Below are 18,502 nucleotides of genomic sequence, written 5' to 3' on the forward strand. Positions count from 1 at the left end.
GGTGAGGGCCGAAACCAGATGATCGTTTTTGAAAACGTCTCCAAGACCTTCAAGCGCCACCGGGTGCTGGACGGGGTCAGCCTGTCCATCGACAAGGGTGAGCGGGTGGCTTTGGTGGGCTCCAACGGCGCGGGCAAGACCACCCTGATCCGCTGTTTGCTGGGCGAGTATCTGCACGAGGGCGTGGTTACAGTCAACGGCATGGCGCCTCGCGGCAACCGCAAGACCGTGCTGGCCCATGTGGGCTTCGTGCCCCAGATTCCGCCGCCCTTGAAGATGCCGGTGGGGGAACTGGTCAACTTCTCGGCCGCCGTCTGTGATTCCGACCCCGAGCGCATCATCAGTATGGTGCGTGAACTGGGTCTGGACTGGGACATGGTGCGCGGGCGGCCCTTCGTGAAGCTGTCGGGCGGCATGAAGCAGAAGATGCTGATCGGCATCGCGTTGGGCCGTGACGCCGATCTGCTGATCATGGACGAGCCAGCCGCCAATCTGGACCCCGAGGCGCGCCACATCTTTTTCCGCCTGCTGCACGAGCGCAAGGACAACGCGGTGATGCTGATCACCAGCCATCGCTTGGACGAGGTGGCGGCCCTGGTCAACCGGGTGGTGGAGATGGATCAGGGCAAGGTCGCCCTGGACGACCGCGTCGCCGATGACGTGGCCATGACGGCGCGCCTGGATTGCGTGGTGCGCCTGACCCGGGCCGAGCCCGCCTTTGCCAAGGCCATGGGCGACTGGCAATTCCGGGCCGAGGACGAGGGCCTGTCCTGGCGGGGCGTGGTCAACGGCCCCGACCGGTTGCGGTTCTTAGGGGTGTTGGCCCGCTATGCCGGTCTGGTGGCCGGTATCGAGATGACATAGGAGGCGAGATCATGTGCCAGCATCACGGGCTTAACCGCCGCCGCTTCCTAGCCCTGGTGCCGGGCATGGTGGTGGCCGTCTCGGCCTGCGGCCAGTCCTCCACCGGTCCGGCCGAGATCAAGTGGGGCCGCGAGACCTGCGAATATTGCGGCATGATCATCGATGATCCCCACTTTGCCGCCCAAGTGCGGGGGCCCGACCGCAAGGTGCACAAATTCGACGATCTTGGCGATGCGGTATTGTGGATGGCCAAGCAGGGCTGGGCCGAGGATGCCGTCACCGAGTTCTGGGTGGGCGGCCTGGAAAGCGGCCAGTGGACGGATGGGCGAAAGGCGCTTTACATCGACGGACAGCACACGCCCATGGCCCATGGCTTCGGCGCCGTCATGGAAGGGCGGAGCGGTGCCTTGGACTATGCCGCCATGAAGAAGGCGGTGATGACCAAGGGCTCCACCAGCCGCTGTGAGCCGTCTGAGACTGCCCCCAACACCACGACGCGAGACGGCTGATGAACGCCCTTTACCTCACCGCCCGGCTGGACATGGCGGAGTCGCTGCGGTCGCGCTGGTTCATGTTCTACTCCATCGTCTTCGGCGGCATCGTGGTGTTGCTGTTCGTCTTTGGCCTGACCGAATCGCGCATTCTGGGATTCACGGGTCTGTCGCGGCTGCTGGTCACCTATATCCAGCTCTGCGTCGCCATTTTGCCGGTGTTCATCCTGATCACCACGGTGAGATCGGTGGCGGGCGACCGCGACGCTGGGGTGTTCGAGTACATGCTGTCCCTGCCGGTACCGCTTCATGCCTGGTTCTGGGGCAAGATGATCGGCCGCTTTGTGGTGGTGTTCCTGCCCGTGTTCGGCGCCATGGCCGTAGCCGCGCTTTACGCCGTGCTGCGCGGTATCGGCGTGGATTGGAGCCTGTTCATCCTTTACACCGCGCTGCTGGTGGCCCTGGCCTGGGCGTTCCTCGGCATCGGCATGCTGATCTCCACCCTGGCGCGCTCACCCGACGTGGCTCAGACCGGAGCTTTTCTCACCTGGCTGGTGCTGCTGCTGTTCCTGGATCTGATCCTGCTGGGCCTGATGATCCGCGAAAGGCTGCCCTTGGAGCTGATCGTCGGCATCGCCCTGGCCAATCCGCTGCAAAGCTTCCGCACCGCCGCCATATTGCTGTTCGATCCGCAGATGGTGGTGTTGGGGCCAAGTTCTTATGTCATCCTCGACGCGCTGGGCCGCAGCGGATATCTTACATTCGCACTTGCTTATCCAGTGGCGCTGGGCACAATTTGCGCCGGGGTCGGCTATGTCCTGTTCCGGCGAGGTGACCTTCCTTGACTTCATCCCTGTCCGGTACCTTCGGTTTCCAGTCGGTGAGCCCGGAGGAGCGTGAAAAGCGCATCCGCGCCGTATTCAACGCCGTGGCGCCGCGCTACGACCTGATGAACGACGTGATGAGCTTTGGCATCCATCGTCTGTGGAAGCGCGCCATGGTCAAGGCCGCCCGTCCAGCCTCTGGCCAGGTCCTGGTCGATCTGGCTGGCGGCACCGGCGATGTGGCCCGCCTGCTGGCCGGGCGTGATCGCCGGGTGATGGTTTGCGATCCCTCGCCGGAGATGATGGCGGTGGGAGAGGCGCGCTCTCGGGGCCTCGGCATTCAGTTCGTGGAGGGAAGCGCCGAGGCCATGCCCTTCGAGAGCAATTCGGTCGATACCCTGACCATGGCCTTTGGCCTTCGCAACGCCACCAGCCCGGAAGCCGCCCTGGCCGAGATCTTTCGGGTGTTGAAGCCGGGCGGCTGGTACGTCTGCCTGGAATTCTCCCGGCCCTGGGCGCTGATCCGCCCGTTCTACGATTTCTATTCCTTCCATGTGATTCCGCGCCTGGGCGCCTGGATCGCGCGTGAGCCTGCGGCCTATGCCTATCTGGTGGAATCCATCCGCCGCTTCCCCGATCAGCGCCAATTGGCCGGTCTGATGGGCGATGCCGGGTTTGAGCGCATCGCTTGGCGCAATCTGTCGGCGGGCATCGCCTGCCTGCATTCGGCCGTGAAGCCCGCGTCATGAAGCTTGATCCCGGTCAGGCCGAGCCGCCATCACACGTCATCAGCGGCCCCCATGCCAGCCGGGTGGATCAGCCCCCGGACGGGTGGCGGCTGTGGTGGCTTGCCATCCGGCCCAAGACCCTGTCCATTTCGGTGGCCCCCGTCGTGGCCGGAACCGCCCTGGCCTGGGGTGACGGCCATACTCTCGACCTGCGTCCCTTCGCCGCCTCGCTACTGGGCGCCCTGGCCATCCAGGCGGGAACCAATCTCTATAACGATGTGGGCGATGCGCTGCGAGGCGGCGACCAGCCGCTGCGCCAGGGACCGCCGCGCGTCACCGCGCTTGGCTGGGCCTCGCCCGAAAGGGTCAAGCGCGCCGCCCTGGCCTGCTTCGCCCTGGCCGCCCTGGTCGGGCTTTATCTGGCCTGGCGGGGGGGCTGGCCCATCATCGCCTTAGGGCTGGCCTCGCTGGCGGCGGGCTGGGCCTATTCGGGGGGGCCAAGGCCCATCGCCTACACGCCCACCGGCGAGGCCTTCGTCATCGCCTTCTTCGGCATCGGCGCGGTGGGGGGGACCTATTACCTCCAGACGCTTCATCTGACCGGTCAGTCTATTATGGTCGGCGCGGCCCTCGGCGCCGTGGCGGCGGCGGTGCTGCTGGCCAATAACTACCGCGATATGGAGCCCGACCGTCTGGCCGGGCGCCGCACCCTGGCCATCCGTATCGGAGCCGAGGCGTCCAAGGCGGTCTACGGCATGTTGCTGCTGTCACCCATCGCGCTGCTAGCCTCGCCCCTGGGACCGAAGGGCGGCTGGCTCTGCCTCGTGGCCTTGCCCATGGCCCTATGGCTGATCCTGCGCTTTGCCACGCGGGCGCGGGGACCGGCTTTCAACGCCATCTTAGCCGCCACGGCGCAATTCCAACTGCTGCTGGCGGGGCTGGTTGGTCTCGGCATTTTGCTGTGATCACCCAGGCCGCCTTGCCGCTGGCCTTGGCCTTTATCATGTTCGCCATGGGCCTGACCCTGGATGCGGGCGATTTCAGGCGGGTCTTCGCTGCCCCCAAGGCCATGGTGGTGGGATTGGCGGCCAAGCTGGTCGTGTTGCCCGTCCTGGCTCTCGCCCTGGTCCTGGTCTGGAGGCCGGAACCCGACTTCGCCGTGGGCATGATCCTGCTGGCGGCTTGCCCGGCGGGGGTGACCTCGGCCCTGCTCACCCATCACGCGGGCGGGCGCATCGCGCTCGCCGCCACCATCACCGCGCTCACTTCCCTGGCCGCCACACTGACGGTGCCCTTGCTGGTCAATCTGGGGCTGGGCCTGTTCGCTGGATATGACCGGTCGGTAGAGATTCCCGTGGCCAAAATGACGCTGGGTATTTTCCTGGTGGATACGGTGCCCCTGGCCCTTGGATTGGGCCTGCAGCGTTTGCGGCCGAGAGTGGCGGAGCGTCTGGGCCGCGTCGCCCGGCCAGTGGCCACCTTGCTGTTCGCCCTGATCGTGGTGGGAGCCTTCGTCAGCCAGCGTCAGTCGCTGATGGATCATGTGGGCGATGTGGTGCCTGCCGCTTTGCTGCTCAATCTGGCCGCCATGACCGGGGCATGGGTTTTGGGCACGCTTGCCCGGCTGGATTGGGCCGACCGCATCGCCGTGGTCATGGAGAATGGGCTACAGAACGGGGCGCTGGGCATCTTCGTGGCGGTGACGCTGCTGGGCAGCCCCGCCATGATGGTGCCCAGCATCGTCTACGCCTTCGTCATGAATCTGACCGCCATCGCCTTCATCGTCGCGGTGAGGCGGCGTCGCCGGGTGGTTACCGGTTAGGGTCGACCACCACGCGGCCCTTGATATCGCCCTTGAGGATCTTGGCGGCGGCTTCCGGCAGGTCGACAAGGCGAATTTCGGTGGTGAGCGAATCCAGCTTGTCCAGGGGCAGCAACTCGGCCAGGCGCTTCCAGGCGATCAGGCGCTGGGGCTTGGGCGCCATCACCGAATCGATGCCCAGGATGCAGGCGCCGCGCAGCAGGAAGGGCAGGACGGTAAGGTTGAACTCGATACCCCCCGCATTGCCGCAAGAGGCCACGGCGCCCCGCATGCGCAAGCTTGCCACGGTATTGGCCAGCGTCGCGCCGCCCACCGAGTCCACCGCCGCCGCCCAGCGCTCGGACAACAGGGGTTTGGCCGGGGCCAAGCCCACTTCGGCGCGGTCGATGATGGATGTGGCGCCCAGCGAGCGCAGATAGTCGCCCAGGCTGTCGCGCCCCGTCGAGGCCGCCACCCGGTAGCCCAGCTTGGACAGCAGCAGGACGGCGATGCTGCCCAGCCCGCCCGCCGCGCCGGTGACCAGCACCTCGCCTTCGTCGGAGGTGCGCAGACCGTGATCCTCGAGGGCCATCACCGCCAGCATGGCGGTGAAACCGGCGGTACCCACCGCCATGGCCTGACGGGTGGAGAGGCCATGGGGCAGGGGGACCAGCCATTCGGCCTTGACGCGGGCCTTGGCGCCATAGCCGCCCCAATGGGTCTCGCCCACCCGCCAACCCGTCAGGATCACCTTGTCGCCCGGCTTGAACTCGGGCGAGGCGGAGGTCTCCACGGTACCGGCGAAGTCGACGCCCGGCACATGGGGGTATTTGCGCACCAGCCGCCCCAACCCGTTGAGGATCATGCCGTCCTTGTAGTTCAGGGTGCTGTACTCGACCTTGACCAGGACCTCGCCCTCGGGCAGGTCGGATTCGGTCAGGCGGCGGATGGAGGCGGTCACCTTGCCGTCGGCCTCGTCGAGCATCAGGGCGGGAAAGTCGTGCATCTTCGCCTCCTCGGGGATGGAGCATTGCGCCGCCAGTGTAGCAGCCATGGCGCCGTCTCTCATCGACAAGATTACGGCTGCCGGTTACCTTCTTGCGCGAACCGGGCGGGAGAAAGCCGTGAGCGATACCACAACCAGTCAGCGTCCCCTTGCCTGTGCCGGGGATATGGGAAACATGTTCAGCACATCGCTGCTCAACATGCTTCTGTCGGTTCTGACCCTGTCCATCTATCGCTTCTGGGGCAAGACCAATGTGCGCCGTCAGTTGTGGGGCGCTGTCCGCGCCTGGGGCGATCCGCTGGAATATACCGGCACCGGCAAGGAGCTGTTCATCGGCTTTTTGATCGTGCTGTTCGCCATCTATCTGCCCCTGGTGGGCGGATTCGCCTGGGCGCAGGTGATGCTGGTCTCTGGCAATCCCTTGGGCGCATTGCTGCTGTCCGGGCTTTACCTGCTGACCGTGATGCTGGTCTCGGTGGGACTTTACCGGGCGCGGCGCTATCAGATGAGCCGCACTGTTTGGCGCGGCATCCGGGGCGGCCAGACCGGCTCGGGCTGGAGCTATGCCCTTCGCACTCTGGTGGTGTGGATCGCCGTGCCGCTGAGTTTGGGCTGGGCCTGGCCGTGGGGCGAGATGTGGCTGGCCAATTACCGCTTCAACAACACCACGTTCGGCGACCGTCATTTCAAGTGCGACGCCACCGCCTCGGGTCTCTATGGCCGCTTTACCCTGGTGTGGTTCAGCGGACTGATCTTCGTCGTGGCGGCGGGAATCCTGGCTGTTGGGGCGGCATCCCTGGTCGAGCAGGGCGAGATGGACGAGACCACCGCGGCGGTCGCCTTCGCCCTGGTTCTGGTGCCGTTGGCGGTGCTGACCATGGCTTTGCCCTCGGCGTGGTACCGGGCGGGCTTTTACCGCAATCTGGCGGCGGGCACCGAGTTCGAGGGCAGCCGCTTTTCCGTCGATATCCGTGCCTGGGGGCTGATCGGTCTGGTCGCTGGCAATATGCTGATCTCGCTGTTCAGCTTAGGGGTCTTGCGGCCCATGGCGAGTTTGCGCACTTTCCGTTACGGCTGTTCGGTGATCGGCGTGGAGGGCGAACCCGATTTCGCCAAGGTTCTTCGGGCCGAGGATACAGGCCCCAGCACCGGCGAGGGGCTGGTGGCGGTGCTGGACGGAGCCGGAGAGTTTTGACCCTGTCCGAGCCCCAGCGTCCCGGACGGTTCAGCGACGGGCGCAGCGCCGCGTCGCGCAAGGTGGTGGTGCGGGTGCTGCCCTCTGGTCTGGAAATCCGGGGCGAGGACGGCTTCCTCATCGCGGTGTGGAAGACCGATGACCTGCTGGCCGATGGCGAGTGGCCGGAAAAGCGCGGCATCCGGCTGCGCTGCGCCTCCGAACCCGATGCCAGATTGGCGGTCGAGGATGCCTTCGTCATCCGCGAAACTCTGCCCAAACCACCCCTCCGCCGCAAAAGCCGTCACACCGGTCTGGTCCTGGCCTGTCTGCTGGGCGCAGCGGTGCTGGTGGGGCTGATGGTTGGGCTGGCGCCGGTCTCCAAGCTGCTGGCTCATCTGGTTCCGGCAGGCCTCGAGCGGCAATGGGGCCAATCCATCGCCACCGGATTGGAAGGGCAGATGAAGCCCTGCGAGGGCCGCGACGGGCTGCGGGTTCTGGACGCACTGGCCCAAAGGCTGGCCGAGCCGCTGCCCGCCGACCGGCGCGGCGTGCGCGTTCATGTTCTGAAGTCCAAGGACGTCAACGCCCTGGCGCTTCCCGGTGGCGAGATCATTTTGTTCTCCGGCCTGATCAGCAAGGCCGAGGGGCCCGATGAACTGGCCGGGGTTCTGGCCCATGAACTGACCCATATCGGCGAACGCCATGTGAGCGCCGCCATGATCCGCGCGCTCGGCGTCGGTCTCTTCGCCACCATGATCACCGGCGATGCTTCGGGACTGGTGGCCAGCGGCCTGGGCGCCGCCCTGGCCGGGGCCTATACCCGCGAAGATGAGAGCGCCGCCGATATGGGCGCGCTCGATTTGCTGGAGGCGGCGGGAATCGGCTCGGACGGCCTGGCCCTGTTCTTCCGCCGCCTCGCCACCATGGAGGAGCGCCAGGGCCAGATGCTGGCCTGGCTAGGCACCCATCCCGATTCCGCCAGCCGAGCGGCGGCTGTCGAGGCCCGGCGATTGCCCGCGCCCCGTCTGCCTGCCCTCTCCGATGCCGATTGGCAGGCGGTGAAAAAGGTCTGTTCCAAAAAATCGCCATGATCCCCATGTAACTTCCGACGCCTGGGCGACGAAGTCGGGCGTATGGGACCAGTGGAGAGACGACGATGCTGATCAGGGCCGGAAGCTTCATCCGCGAATCCGAGGTGACCGATAAGGCACTGTGGCTGGATCGTCGGCGCTTCCTGGCGCTGGGGGCAGCGGGCGCCCTGGCGCTGTCCGGCCTTCCGGCCGAGGCGGGACTGTCCACCATCAAGGGACCGTTCTCCACCGACGAGCCGCTGACGCCGCGCAAGGACGTCACCACCTACAACAACTTCTACGAATTGGGCGTGGACAAATCCGACCCCGCCCAACTGGCGCCCAGCTATTTCACCAAGACCAAGCCGTGGAGCGTCGCCATCGACGGCGAATGCGCCAAGCCGGGTACGGTGGGCTATGAGGACCTGATCAAACCCCACAAGTTGGAAGACCGCATCTACCGCCTGCGCTGCGTCGAGGCGTGGTCCATGGTCATTCCCTGGGTGGGCATCCCGCTGGCCGATGTCTTGAAGCGCTTCGAGCCCAATTCGCGGGCCAAATTCGTCGAGTTCACCACGCTGCAAGACCCCGAACGCCTGCCCGGCCAGCGCCGCGCCGTCATCGACTGGCCCTATGTGGAAGGCTTGCGCATCGACGAGGCCATGCATCCGCTGACCCTGCTGGCGGTGGGCCTTTATGGCGAGGAATTGTTGCCCCAAAGCGGCGCGCCCATCCGCCTGGTGGTTCCGTGGAAGTATGGCTTCAAATCCATCAAATCCATCGTCCGCATCCGATTCGCCGAGACGCCGTCCAAGACCGCCTGGATGAAGGCGGCGCCCCGCGAATACGGCTTTTACGCCAACGTCAATCCGGCGGTGGACCATCCGCGCTGGAGTCAGGGCTCCGAGCGGCGTATCGGCGAGTTCCGGCGCCGCGCCACTCTGCCCTTCAACGGCTATGCCGAGCAGGTGGCCGCGCTTTATACCGGCATGGATCTGGCGGCGAATTTCTGATGGACAAGCTGCTGCGTAAAGCCTGGGTGAAGCCTGTCTTGTTCGCGCTGTGCCTGATCCCACTGGGCCTGCTGGTCTGGCGTGGCTTGAGCGGTGGGCTGGGCGCCAATCCCATCGAGGCCTGCAACCGCTTTCTTGGTGACTGGGCTTTACGCTTTCTGCTGATCGCCCTGGCGGTGACGCCGTTGCGGCAGTTGACGGGCTGGAGCGGTTTGGCCCGCTGGCGGCGCATGCTGGGCCTGTTCGCCTTCGCCTATGTGGTGCTGCATTTCAGCTCCTATGTGGGCCTCGACCAGTTCTTCGACTGGTCTGCCATCGGGCGCGAGATCGTCAAGCGGCGCTATATCACGCTGGGCATGCTGGCGGTGCTGCTGCTGATCCCCCTGGCGGTGACCTCCACCAATGCCATGGTCAAGCGATTGGGGGCTAAGCGCTGGCAGGCCCTGCACCGGTTGGTCTATGTGATCGCGCCCTTGGGCGTGGCCCATCACTGGCTGATGGTCAAAAAGGACATCACCGAGCCCGCCATCCACGCCGCCATTCTGGCCTTGCTTCTCGGCTGGCGCCTGGTCGCGCGCCTACGGCATAATGGGATCGGATCCACCGCCAAGGCCCCAGCATGTTCCGCGCCGCAATCTTCCTCGCCATCGCTTTAAGCCCTGCCGCCGCCTGGGCGGCGGCCGCACCCAAGAAGTGCTTCTCCCTGCCCGAGATCAAGGCGGAGCAGGAGGTGCGCCAGGGCATCTTTCTGCGCGAGGCGGCGGGGCGCTGCAACGACCGGCTATTGCCCGGCGCCAAGGATCGCTGGCAGAAGATCGAGGCGGCCAACGGCACCAAGTTCCGCTCTTCCGTGGACAAGCGCCACAAGGCCTGGGAGCGGGAATTTCCCGACGACTGGAAGTACAAGATCAACTATGCCGACGGTCGCCTGGTCACCTACGCCCGCAACATCCCCGTGACCGAGGGCTTCTGCGACAATATCGACGAAATCCTCCAGACCATCGAAAAGCGTGGCTTCGCCGCCTTCTCCAAACTGTCCAAGACCGTGCGCAATCAGGTCATCGACGATTACAAGGTCTGTCAGTAGGGTGGGACGAAAAGCAAAACGCCCCGGCCACAGGGGCCAGGGCGCGGCGTTCGGCTACTTGATGTTGTTGTTGAACTCATAGCGGAAGGTTCGTGTTCCCGTAAATTCCCCCTTGGGAACCGGAATGGGGCTGGCCGCCTGGATAGCTTGGCGGGCATTGGCGGCCAGCGCGCGGTAGTCGGGATCCTGGTCCAATTCGCTTGTGTGGGCATCTTCCTTCAGATCGACCACATAACCGTCATTGTTCAAAGTGACCAACATGGCCAGGGAAACCAAGCGCGGACGGCGGTCGATGACTGCGGGCCAGCGGAAATTTTTCCCAATCCGATCCTTCAGGATCATGGAGAGATCGTTCCCCATATATTGCGGTATGTCGCTTCCGCCGACGCTGAACTTGATCTTGCGTCCCTGGTTGTCGAGGCCGGAGCCGGTCGAGCCCTTGCCGTCGGCATTGGCGGTATAGGTTCCAGCGGCAGTGAGGCCGTTAGTGCAGGACAATGACCAATCGCCCGTAGGAGTCTTGCCAGCGAATCCGGTGCACCCACCTTGGCCATTGGGAAGGGTCACGGCGATGTTGGTGCTCTCCAGACTGTAGGTGACGGTGCCAGCCAACAATCCCAGGTGGCCCTCCCATTCAAAGGCCAGGGGACGGACAAACTGCCCGGCCGGAGGCATCTGGGCGGCGCGGCCGCGTGCCGCGTTGAAATTGGCGGCGATGGCCTGGAACATTCGCTGGTAGATGCCGACGGCGATCTTTTGATCCACTTCACCCGCATCGTAGAGATCCGTCAGACGCTCGTAACTGCTTCCGGCGTTTTGGATAACACTCATGCGGCTATCAACGACAACGGCTGACGCGGTTTGTGTCGGGGTGATGTTGATGATGTAAGAAACCGGGTAGCGGAATCCGTTAATCTCATTGGCCTTAACGACAACTTTGTTCGCGTCGGCGGATAGGATCTCGTGAACCCGGGTGGGCTTCTCCTTCGCCTGCTGTTCAGACAATATGAGCGTTCGAAACGAATTGGCGAAGAACAGCGCAACATCCGCCGTCTTGGCGTCGGGGATTTCCACCATGGGATAGCGGTGGGGCGGGGTGGGGGCGGTGCTGCAACCGGTGACAAGAAACAACAGGCCGAACACGGCCAGGAAACGTCCCAACATCTCTTCCCTCCAATCAAAGGCGCACTCCACTATTGGGCGATGCTACCAAGGGGTGGTGGTGCCGTCGAGGTGACCGAAAGTCAGGGGGCAAACGAAAACGCCCCGGCCACAGGGGCCGGGGCGCTTCGAAGTCCGTATCGAACCAGATCAGCTCTGCGAGGAGCCGCCGGTCGAGGCCAGATACATCACGATGCTGGTGAACACGGCGGTCAGCGCCAGACCCAGATAGACCGTGATGCCCAGCGGGCTGTGGGCCGGGCTGGGATCGGCGACGCCGCCGAACAAGGCGCCGAGAACGGGCACGGCCAGATACAGAGCGATAACCGTAACACCGGCAACGGTAAGACCCAGAACCTTCGGAAGGACGCCCATAACACGCTCCATGAATTTGCAGTGCCGCCCCCGACGGGCCGCACGAATTGTCTAATCGGCCCAGACAGGCCGATCCCCTCAAGGATGATCTACTACCAGATTTAGGGGCTTTGCGGAAGGTCCAATCAAAGCAACCGGAAAACAGGGGCGGAAAAGCTCGGTTGTGAAATCGCCCTTTGTCTTTCCGGCCAAAGGCGGTGACACTTACGGCCTTCGACCGGCAGGAGGGAACTGATGCCCGAAGCGGCAAAATTGATCCGGTCCAGCGATGCCGATGCCATCGCGCGGGGACGTCACGGCGACCCTTTCGCGGTCCTGGGGCCTCATGGGGTCAAGGGCGGCACGGTAATTCGCACGTTCCAGCCCCAGGCTCAAAGCGTCTTTGTATTGGCTGCCAACGGCGAGACCGAGATGACCCGCGTCCATCCCGACGGGCTGTTCGCCGTCAAGGTGAAGGGCTCGCCCGCCTACCGGCTGCGGGTGAACCGCCATGACGGCGGCACCGAGGACTTGGACGATCCCTACCGCTTTCCGCCGGTTCTGGGTGACCTTGACGTGCATCTTCTGGCCGAGGGCACCCATCTGCGCACCTTCGAGAAACTGGGCGCCCAGGTCCGCACCGTGGACGGAGTGGGGGGTGTTGAATTCGCCCTTTGGGCGCCCAATGCGTCCCGCGTCTCGGTGGTCGGCGATTTCAACGGCTGGGACGGGCGGCGCCATCCCATGCGTCTTCGCCACCAAGCGGGGGTGTGGGAGATCTTCATCCCCGGCTTGGGGCAGGGGTGTATCTACAAATACGAGATCGTGGCCTCCGACGGACGGTTGCTGCCCTTGAAGGCCGACCCCTACGGCCATTTCGCCGAAGTGCCGCCCAAGACCGCCTCGGTGGTGTGGGAACTGGGCCGCCGCGACTGGGCCGACGATGATTGGATGGCGGCGCAAAAGGCGCGCAACGACCGCCACGCCCCGGTCAGCATCTACGAGGTGCATCTGGGCTCGTGGCGGCGCGTGCCCGAGGATTCCAACCGGCCGCTCTCCTATCTTGAGATGGCCGACCAACTGGGCGATTACGTGGCCGATCTGGGCTTTACCCATGTGGAGTTCCTGCCCGTTCACGAACATCCCTTCGGCGGGTCCTGGGGCTATCAGCCGGTGGGGCTGTTCGCGCCCACCTCGCGCTATGGCACGCCCGACGAGTTCCGCACCCTGGTGGAGCGTCTGCACCTAAAGGGCATCGGGGTGATCATCGACTGGGTGGCCGGGCACTTCCCCAACGACCCGCACGGCCTGCACCAGTTCGACGGGACCCATCTTTACGAGCACGAGGATCCGCGCTTAGGCATCCACAAGGACTGGAACACGCTGATCTATAATTACGGCCGCGGCGAAGTTGTGAACTATCTCTACGCCAACGCGCTGTACTGGATGGAGCAGTACCATGTGGACGGCCTTCGGGTGGATGCGGTGGCCTCCATGCTGTACCTGGATTACTCGCGCGAGCCGGGCGAGTGGATCGCCAACCGCCATGGCGGCAACGAGAACCTCGAAGCCATCGAGTTCCTGCGCCGCATGAACATGCTGGTCTATGCCGAACATCCCGGCGCCATGACCATCGCCGAGGAATCCACAGCCTGGCCCATGGTGTCGCGGCCTGTCCATCTGGGCGGGCTGGGCTTTGGCTACAAGTGGAACATGGGCTGGATGCACGACACGCTGCGCTATTTTGCCAAGGACCCCATCCACCGCCGCTATCACCACGACAGCCTGACCTTTGCCCAGCTTTATGCCTATCACGAGAACTTCGTTCTGCCGCTCAGTCACGACGAAGTGGTGCACGGCAAGGGCTCCATCTTCGGCCGCATGCCGGGCGATCCCTGGCAGCGTTTTGCGAATCTGAGGGCGTACTACGCCTTCATGTGGACCCAGCCGGGCAAGAAGTTGCTATTCATGGGCTCCGAATTCGCCCAGGAGCGGGAATGGAATGAGGATGCCAGCCTGGACTGGCACCTATTGGCCGACGGGCGCAATGAAGGTGTGCGGCGGCTCATCCGCGACCTCAACCGCCTCTACCGCACCGAGCCCGCACTGCACCAGTTGGACAACGAGCAGGCGGGCTTCGCCTGGATCGACTGTCTCGACCGCGACAATTCGGTGCTGACCTGGCTGCGCAAAGGCTTCGACCCCAGCGATTTCCTGGTGGTGGCGGGCAATTACACCCCCATGGTGCGCGAGTCCTACCGAATCGGCGTGCCCGAGCCCGGCTGGTACCGCGAATTGCTCAACACCGATTCCGAATGGTATGGCGGCGCCAACATCCATAACGGCGGCGGCGTCCAGTCCGAGGAGGTGCCGTGGCACGGCCATGGCTGGTCCATCTGTCTTCGCCTTCCGCCTCTCGCCACCTGTGTGTTCAAGCGGGAGCGGTAATGCGGTACAAACGAAGGGCAATATCCGTTTGAGGACCGCATGAGCCCGCGCCGCCGCATTCTTCCCGGTTCGGCCAATCCCTTGGGGGCGACCTGGGATGGCAACGGGGTCAATTTCGCCCTGTTCTCGGCCCATGCCGAGAAGGTGGAACTGTGCCTGTTCGATCGGCGCGGCCTGCGCGAGGTCGAGCGCATCACCTTGCCCGAATATACCGACGAGGTCTGGCACGGCTATCTGCCTGATTGCCGTCCCGGCCAGCTTTACGGCTATCGCGTCCACGGCCCCTACGACCCCAATGAGGGGCACCGGTTCAACGCCCACAAGCTGCTGCTCGACCCCTATGCCAAGGCCCATGCCGGAAGCTTCGAGTGGTCGGACACCCATTTCGGCTTCAAGCCCGGCACGCCCAAACAGGACCTTATCGCCGACAAGCGCGATAACGCCCGTTTCATGCCCAAATGCCGGGTTCTGGATACCGCCTTCACCTGGGGCGATGATCGCCGCCCCAATGTTCCCTGGCCCGAGACCATCGTCTACGAGGCCCATGTGCGCGGCATGAGCATGAAGCATCCCGGCGTGACGAACGGCATGCGCGGCACCTTCCTGGGCCTGACCCAGCCGGGAATCATCGACCATTTGCGGCGCTTAGGCGTCACCACCCTGCAATTGCTGCCCATCCACGCCATGATCGACGAGAAGCATCTGGCAGATAAGGGCATGCGCAATTTCTGGGGCTATAACTCCATCGGCTTCTTCGCCTCCGATGCGCGCTACTACTCGGCCAGTCCCCATGGCGATTTCAAGACCATGGTGGCGCGGCTTCACGATGTGGGCATCGAGGTGATTCTCGACGTGGTCTACAACCACACCGCCGAGGGCAATCATCTGGGGCCGACCCTGTCTTACCGGGGCATCGACAATCTCAGCTATTACCGCCTGGGACCCGACGGCAAGCGCTGGTACGAGAACTATTCCGGTTGCGGCAATACGCTGAATCTGGCCCATCCCCGCGTGCTGCAGATGGTGATGGACAGCTTGCGCTATTGGGCCGAGGACATGCATGTGGACGGCTTCCGCTTTGATCTGGCGGCGTCGCTGGTGCGCGGCAAGGGGGGCTTTGACCATACATCCGGCTTTCTCGACGCGGTGCGCCAGGACCCGGTTCTGTCCAAGCTGAAGCTGATCGCCGAGCCTTGGGACTTAGGCGGAGACGGCTATCGCGTTGGACGTTTTCCCCCCGGCTGGTCCGAGTGGAACGGTCGTTACCGCGACACGGTGCGGCGCTTCTGGACCGGCGAGGGGGGCGTGATCGGCGATCTGGCCTCGCGCCTGACCGGCTCATCGGACATTTTTGGCTGGGGCGGGCGCAGGCCCTGGGCCAGCCTGAACTTCGTCACCTGCCACGACGGTTTCACCCTGGCCGATCTGGTCACTTACGAGCGCAAGCACAACGAAGCCAATCTGGAAGCCAACAAGGACGGCTCGGACGCCAATTACGCCTGGAATTGCGGCCATGAGGGCCCGTCGCCCTACCCCGAAATCACCGCGCTTCGGGCGCGTCAGAGCCGCAATCTGCTGGCCACCTTGCTGCTGTCCCAGGGCGTGCCCATGCTGCTGGCCGGCGACGAGATGGGGCGCTCGCAAAAGGGCAACAACAACGCCTATTGCCAGGACAACGAACTGGGCTGGGTTGACTGGTCTCAGGTGGACGAGGACCTGCTGGCCTTCGTCCAGATGCTGATTGGCTTGCGTAAATCCCATCCGGTGTTCCGCCGCCCGCGCTTCTTCGAAGGCAAGCGTCTGCCCAATTCTCCCTTAAAGGACATCGTCTGGATCACGCCTGAGGGGCGCGAGATGGGCCAGGGTGACTGGACCACGCCGTTCGCCCGCACGCTGGGCTTTGTGCTGGGCGGTGAATCCTGCGCCGTGGACAATCTCACGGGCCGCGAGGAGATGGACGACACCTTCCTGGTGCTGTTGAACGCCTATCACGAGGCGGTGCCCTATGTTCTGCCACCGCCCCATCTGGGCCGGTCGTGGGAACTGGTGCTCGACACCAACGACCCGGCGGGAAAGCAGGCGGGAACCCAATGGATGGCGGGCATCACTTATCCGCTGGGAAGCCGATCTTTGGCGGTCTTGCGCCGCTCGGGCGGTCTGCGTAACGGGCCGCGCGACGCAAGCGTTAGCCCAGGCGGCGTGCCGCAGGATGAAACTGAAGGGAATGTGGAATGAGCGGAACCGACGCTCTGGACCGTTTGGCGCGTCTGGCGGGGATCGAAGACGGCTGGTGGGACTTCTTCGGCGAGTGGCGGGTGGTCCCGCCCGAGACCAAGCGGGTTTTCCTGGGCGCCATGGGTCTGCCCGCCGACAGTGACGAGCAGGTCTGGGCCAGCCTCAAGGATCTGGAAAGCCGGTCCTGGCGCCGGGCTCTCGAGCCGGTGATGCTGGCCGAGGAACACGGGACTCCGCCCTCCATCGCCATTACCCTCCCCGCCGAGGCCGACGAGGCCGTGCATTCCTGGGTGCTGGAGGAGGAACTGGGCATCCGCCATCAGGGCAGCTTCCGTCCCGGTGAACTGCGCTGGAGCGAGGAGTATCAGCTCGACGGTCATCTGATCCACCGGCATTGGCTGGATCTGCCCGCGCTTCCGCCCTGCGGCTATCATCGCCTTATCCTGTCGGGTCCCAAGGGCGTCCTGGGCGAGATGGCGATGATCGTCACCCCGCCCAGCGCCTTCGTGCCCGAGCAGGTGGAAAGCGGGGCGGGGGCCTGGGGCATCGCCACCCAGATCTATTCCCTGCGCTCCGAGCGCGACTGGGGGGTGGGCACCTACGGCAATCTGGGTGATCTGGCGGAAGGCGCGGCCAAGTTGGGCGCCGCCTGCGTGGGCATCAATCCGCTGCACGCCCTGTTTCCCGCCGATCCCGAGCGCTTCAGCCCCTATTCGCCGTCTTCGCGGCGTTTCCTCAACATCGCCTATATCGATGTGGAGGCCATCCCTGAATTCCAAGACTGCCTGGAAGCCCGGCGCATGTTCGCCTCGCCCGGTTATCAGGCGACCCTGGCGCGGCTGCGCGGCTATGCGCTGATCGAATATCCTGACGTCATGCGCCTGTCGCGGCCCATGCTGGAGGTGCTGTACCGCTGGTTCCGCCGCACCTCTATGGGAGACGATAATCCGCGCGGCCAGGCGTTCCGCACCTTTCAGGCCGAGCAGGGCGTGTCGGGGCAGCGCTTTGCGGTGTTCGAGGCGCTGCACGACCAATTCACCCGCGACGGCACGCCTTATTGGCGGCACTGGCCGGAGCAATACCGCCGCCCCGATTCCGCCGCATTGGCCGATTTCGTCCTGGAACATGTGGAGACGGTGGAGTTCTTCCAGTGGCTTCAGTTCATCGCCGACGAGCAATTGGCCGAGGCCCAAGCCAGGGGCAAGGCGGCGGGCGCCGCCATCGGCCTGTATCGTGATCTGGCTGTCGGCATTGCTGGCGACGGAGCCGAGGCTTGGGCGCAGCAGGATTCCCTGGCGCTGGGCGTTTCGGTGGGCGCGCCGCCGGACCCGCTGGCGTTGAAGGGCCAGGATTGGGGGCTGGTGCCCTTCAATCCCATCACGCTGCGCGAGAACTTCTACGCCCCCTTCATCGAGGTGATGGCCGCCAATATGCGCCATGCCGGGGCGCTGCGCCTGGACCACGCCATGAGTCTGGCCCGGCTGTATTGGGTGCCGCCCGGCCAGCCCGCCGACCAGGGCGCCTATGTGCGCTATCCCGCCGAGGATCTGTTCCGGCTGGTGGCGCTGGAAAGCCGCCGCAACCGCTGCCTGGTGATCGGCGAGGATCTGGGCACCGTGCCCGAGGGCTTCCGCGAACGCATGGACCGCATGGGCATCTTCGCCTATCGCGTCATGGTGTTCGAGAAGACCAAGGACGGGGCCTTCCGCGCGCCGGAAGACTTCGACACCCAGGCCCTGGCCATCGCCGCCACCCATGATCTGCCCAGTTTGCGCGGCTGGTGGGCGGCCAAGGATATCGACCGGCGCGAAAAGCTGGATCTCTACCCCCGTGAGGGGCAGGCGGCGGAAGAGCGCGCCGCACGCGCCGCCGATCGCGCCGCCATGGTTGCGGCCTTGGCGGGCCAGGGTCTGCTGGCGGTCGATTTCCCGGTGGGGCCCGCCCTGTCCGATGATCAGGCGGTGGCCCTGTCGGCGGCGGTTCACGCCACTCTCGGCCGCTCGGCGTCGAAGCTGATGATGGTGCAGATGGAAGATGTGCTGGGCCAGGAGATTCAGATGAACCTGCCCGGCACCACCACCCAGCACCCCAATTGGCGTTTGCGCTACAAAGCCGAGACCGCCGCTATCCTGGCTGACGCTCGGATTGTGTCGACGGCGGAGGGGCTGAAGGCTGGGGGGCGGTGAGGCTTGAGACATAAGATTCACGGAGATTGCCCCTTCCCCTGGTATGACCGGCCTTGC

17 protein-coding genes are annotated in these 18,502 nt (G+C 64.7%); 14 read left to right on the forward strand and 3 right to left on the reverse strand.

Translation table 11 applies throughout. The features are described from left to right. Positions 1 to 18: 18 nt before the first annotated feature. The 6 genes from CCC_RS03915 to CCC_RS03940 are packed head-to-tail and all read left to right on the forward strand — an operon-like array spanning position 19 to position 4,729. Positions 19 to 864 carry an ABC transporter ATP-binding protein gene (locus CCC_RS03915; RefSeq protein ID WP_009869868.1) on the forward strand — a complete coding sequence of 282 codons (846 nt, stop codon included), beginning with the start codon at positions 19 to 21 and terminating at the stop codon, positions 862 to 864. An 11-nt stretch (positions 865 to 875) separates the two neighbouring features. Continuing rightward, on the forward strand, positions 876 to 1,373 hold the full coding sequence (locus tag CCC_RS03920) for a hypothetical protein (protein WP_009869867.1): 498 nt from the start codon (positions 876 to 878) through the stop codon (positions 1,371 to 1,373). Next, positions 1,373 to 2,200: an ABC transporter permease gene (locus CCC_RS03925; RefSeq protein ID WP_009869866.1), complete on the forward strand. Its 828-nt coding sequence runs from the start codon at positions 1,373 to 1,375 to the stop codon at positions 2,198 to 2,200. Before CCC_RS03920 ends, CCC_RS03925 begins: the two co-directional genes overlap by 1 nt. After that, complete coding sequence (gene ubiE, locus CCC_RS03930; RefSeq protein ID WP_041039850.1) at positions 2,197 to 2,928, forward strand: bifunctional demethylmenaquinone methyltransferase/2-methoxy-6-polyprenyl-1,4-benzoquinol methylase UbiE; 732 nt, start codon at positions 2,197 to 2,199, stop codon at positions 2,926 to 2,928. The genes CCC_RS03925 and ubiE overlap by 4 nt, the downstream gene beginning before the upstream one ends. Then, positions 2,925 to 3,872 (forward strand): 1,4-dihydroxy-2-naphthoate octaprenyltransferase, encoded by a 948-nt coding sequence (gene menA / locus CCC_RS22695; RefSeq protein WP_009869864.1) that lies wholly within the window; start codon positions 2,925 to 2,927, stop codon positions 3,870 to 3,872. Before ubiE ends, menA begins: the two co-directional genes overlap by 4 nt. Next, positions 3,869 to 4,729, forward strand: a complete 861-nt coding sequence (locus CCC_RS03940; RefSeq protein ID WP_009869863.1) for a bile acid:sodium symporter family protein — start codon at positions 3,869 to 3,871, stop codon at positions 4,727 to 4,729. The genes menA and CCC_RS03940 overlap by 4 nt, the downstream gene beginning before the upstream one ends. Here the strand turns inward: CCC_RS03940 and CCC_RS03945 are convergent. Beyond that, the gene (locus tag CCC_RS03945) at positions 4,719 to 5,762 is read right to left on the reverse strand and encodes an MDR family oxidoreductase (protein ID WP_009869862.1); all 1,044 of its coding nucleotides are present in this window, start codon (positions 5,760 to 5,762) and stop codon (positions 4,719 to 4,721) included. The genes CCC_RS03940 and CCC_RS03945 overlap by 11 nt on opposite strands. Before the next feature lie 70 nt (positions 5,763 to 5,832). On the opposite strand from CCC_RS03945, the gene CCC_RS03950 reads away from it, so the two are divergent. The 5 genes from CCC_RS03950 (at position 5,833) to CCC_RS03970 (ending at position 10,061) form a co-directional block, all read left to right on the forward strand. Further along, positions 5,833 to 6,909: a YjgN family protein gene (locus tag CCC_RS03950; protein ID WP_152619683.1), complete on the forward strand. Its 1,077-nt coding sequence runs from the start codon at positions 5,833 to 5,835 to the stop codon at positions 6,907 to 6,909. Continuing rightward, positions 6,906 to 7,982, forward strand: coding sequence for a M48 family metallopeptidase (locus CCC_RS21020; RefSeq protein ID WP_009869860.1), 1,077 nt, complete (start codon positions 6,906 to 6,908; stop codon positions 7,980 to 7,982). Before CCC_RS03950 ends, CCC_RS21020 begins: the two co-directional genes overlap by 4 nt. A gap of 65 nt (positions 7,983 to 8,047) precedes the next feature. Further along, positions 8,048 to 8,974, forward strand: a complete 927-nt coding sequence (gene msrP / locus CCC_RS03960; RefSeq protein ID WP_009869859.1) for a protein-methionine-sulfoxide reductase catalytic subunit MsrP — start codon at positions 8,048 to 8,050, stop codon at positions 8,972 to 8,974. Then, the gene (locus CCC_RS03965; protein WP_009869858.1) at positions 8,974 to 9,630 is read left to right on the forward strand and encodes a protein-methionine-sulfoxide reductase heme-binding subunit MsrQ; all 657 of its coding nucleotides are present in this window, start codon (positions 8,974 to 8,976) and stop codon (positions 9,628 to 9,630) included. The genes msrP and CCC_RS03965 overlap by 1 nt, the downstream gene beginning before the upstream one ends. Further along, positions 9,594 to 10,061 carry a hypothetical protein gene (locus CCC_RS03970; protein ID WP_009869857.1) on the forward strand — a complete coding sequence of 156 codons (468 nt, stop codon included), beginning with the start codon at positions 9,594 to 9,596 and terminating at the stop codon, positions 10,059 to 10,061. The genes CCC_RS03965 and CCC_RS03970 overlap by 37 nt, the downstream gene beginning before the upstream one ends. A gap of 54 nt (positions 10,062 to 10,115) precedes the next feature. Here CCC_RS03970 and CCC_RS03975 read toward each other — a convergent pair whose 3' ends face one another. Further along, a complete protein-coding gene (locus CCC_RS03975; RefSeq protein WP_009869856.1) occupies positions 10,116 to 11,225 on the reverse strand; it encodes an energy transducer TonB in 1,110 nt (369 codons plus the stop codon). A 147-nt stretch (positions 11,226 to 11,372) separates the two neighbouring features. Continuing rightward, on the reverse strand, positions 11,373 to 11,597 hold the full coding sequence (locus CCC_RS03980; protein WP_041039854.1) for a hypothetical protein: 225 nt from the start codon (positions 11,595 to 11,597) through the stop codon (positions 11,373 to 11,375). A 234-nt stretch (positions 11,598 to 11,831) separates the two neighbouring features. Here CCC_RS03980 and glgB point away from each other — a divergent pair, with 234 nt between their 5' ends. Genes glgB through malQ form a run of 3 tightly spaced genes read left to right on the forward strand, consistent with a single transcriptional unit; the run spans position 11,832 to position 18,445 of the window. Then, positions 11,832 to 14,024 carry a 1,4-alpha-glucan branching protein GlgB gene (gene glgB / locus CCC_RS03985; RefSeq protein ID WP_052472925.1) on the forward strand — a complete coding sequence of 731 codons (2,193 nt, stop codon included), beginning with the start codon at positions 11,832 to 11,834 and terminating at the stop codon, positions 14,022 to 14,024. A gap of 39 nt (positions 14,025 to 14,063) precedes the next feature. Continuing rightward, positions 14,064 to 16,259, forward strand: a complete 2,196-nt coding sequence (gene glgX, locus CCC_RS03990) for a glycogen debranching protein GlgX (protein ID WP_009869854.1) — start codon at positions 14,064 to 14,066, stop codon at positions 16,257 to 16,259. Further along, the gene (gene malQ, locus CCC_RS03995) at positions 16,256 to 18,445 is read left to right on the forward strand and encodes a 4-alpha-glucanotransferase (RefSeq protein ID WP_041039855.1); all 2,190 of its coding nucleotides are present in this window, start codon (positions 16,256 to 16,258) and stop codon (positions 18,443 to 18,445) included. Before glgX ends, malQ begins: the two co-directional genes overlap by 4 nt. Positions 18,446 to 18,502 lie beyond the last annotated feature (57 nt).

It is taken from the genome of Paramagnetospirillum magnetotacticum MS-1 (assembly GCF_000829825.1).
Lineage (GTDB): Bacteria > Pseudomonadota > Alphaproteobacteria > Rhodospirillales > Magnetospirillaceae > Phaeospirillum > Phaeospirillum magnetotacticum.

What these genes read in the sequence shown, in the direction of transcription:
- CCC_RS03975 (WP_009869856.1), bottom strand. Translation starts at nt 11,225, where the DNA reads ATGTTGGGACGTTTCCTGGCCGTGTTCGGCCTGTTGTTTCTTGTCACC.
- CCC_RS03920 (WP_009869867.1), top strand. Translation starts at nt 876, where the DNA reads ATGTGCCAGCATCACGGGCTTAACCGCCGCCGCTTCCTAGCCCTGGTG.
- CCC_RS03970 (WP_009869857.1), top strand. Translation starts at nt 9,594, where the DNA reads ATGTTCCGCGCCGCAATCTTCCTCGCCATCGCTTTAAGCCCTGCCGCC.
- glgX (WP_009869854.1), top strand. Translation starts at nt 14,064, where the DNA reads ATGAGCCCGCGCCGCCGCATTCTTCCCGGTTCGGCCAATCCCTTGGGG.
- CCC_RS03945 (WP_009869862.1), bottom strand. Translation starts at nt 5,762, where the DNA reads ATGGCTGCTACACTGGCGGCGCAATGCTCCATCCCCGAGGAGGCGAAG.
- msrP (WP_009869859.1), top strand. Translation starts at nt 8,048, where the DNA reads ATGCTGATCAGGGCCGGAAGCTTCATCCGCGAATCCGAGGTGACCGAT.
- menA (WP_009869864.1), top strand. Translation starts at nt 2,925, where the DNA reads ATGAAGCTTGATCCCGGTCAGGCCGAGCCGCCATCACACGTCATCAGC.
- CCC_RS03980 (WP_041039854.1), bottom strand. Translation starts at nt 11,597, where the DNA reads ATGGGCGTCCTTCCGAAGGTTCTGGGTCTTACCGTTGCCGGTGTTACG.
- CCC_RS03925 (WP_009869866.1), top strand. Translation starts at nt 1,373, where the DNA reads ATGAACGCCCTTTACCTCACCGCCCGGCTGGACATGGCGGAGTCGCTG.
- CCC_RS03965 (WP_009869858.1), top strand. Translation starts at nt 8,974, where the DNA reads ATGGACAAGCTGCTGCGTAAAGCCTGGGTGAAGCCTGTCTTGTTCGCG.
- malQ (WP_041039855.1), top strand. Translation starts at nt 16,256, where the DNA reads ATGAGCGGAACCGACGCTCTGGACCGTTTGGCGCGTCTGGCGGGGATC.
- glgB (WP_052472925.1), top strand. Translation starts at nt 11,832, where the DNA reads ATGCCCGAAGCGGCAAAATTGATCCGGTCCAGCGATGCCGATGCCATC.
- CCC_RS03915 (WP_009869868.1), top strand. Translation starts at nt 19, where the DNA reads ATGATCGTTTTTGAAAACGTCTCCAAGACCTTCAAGCGCCACCGGGTG.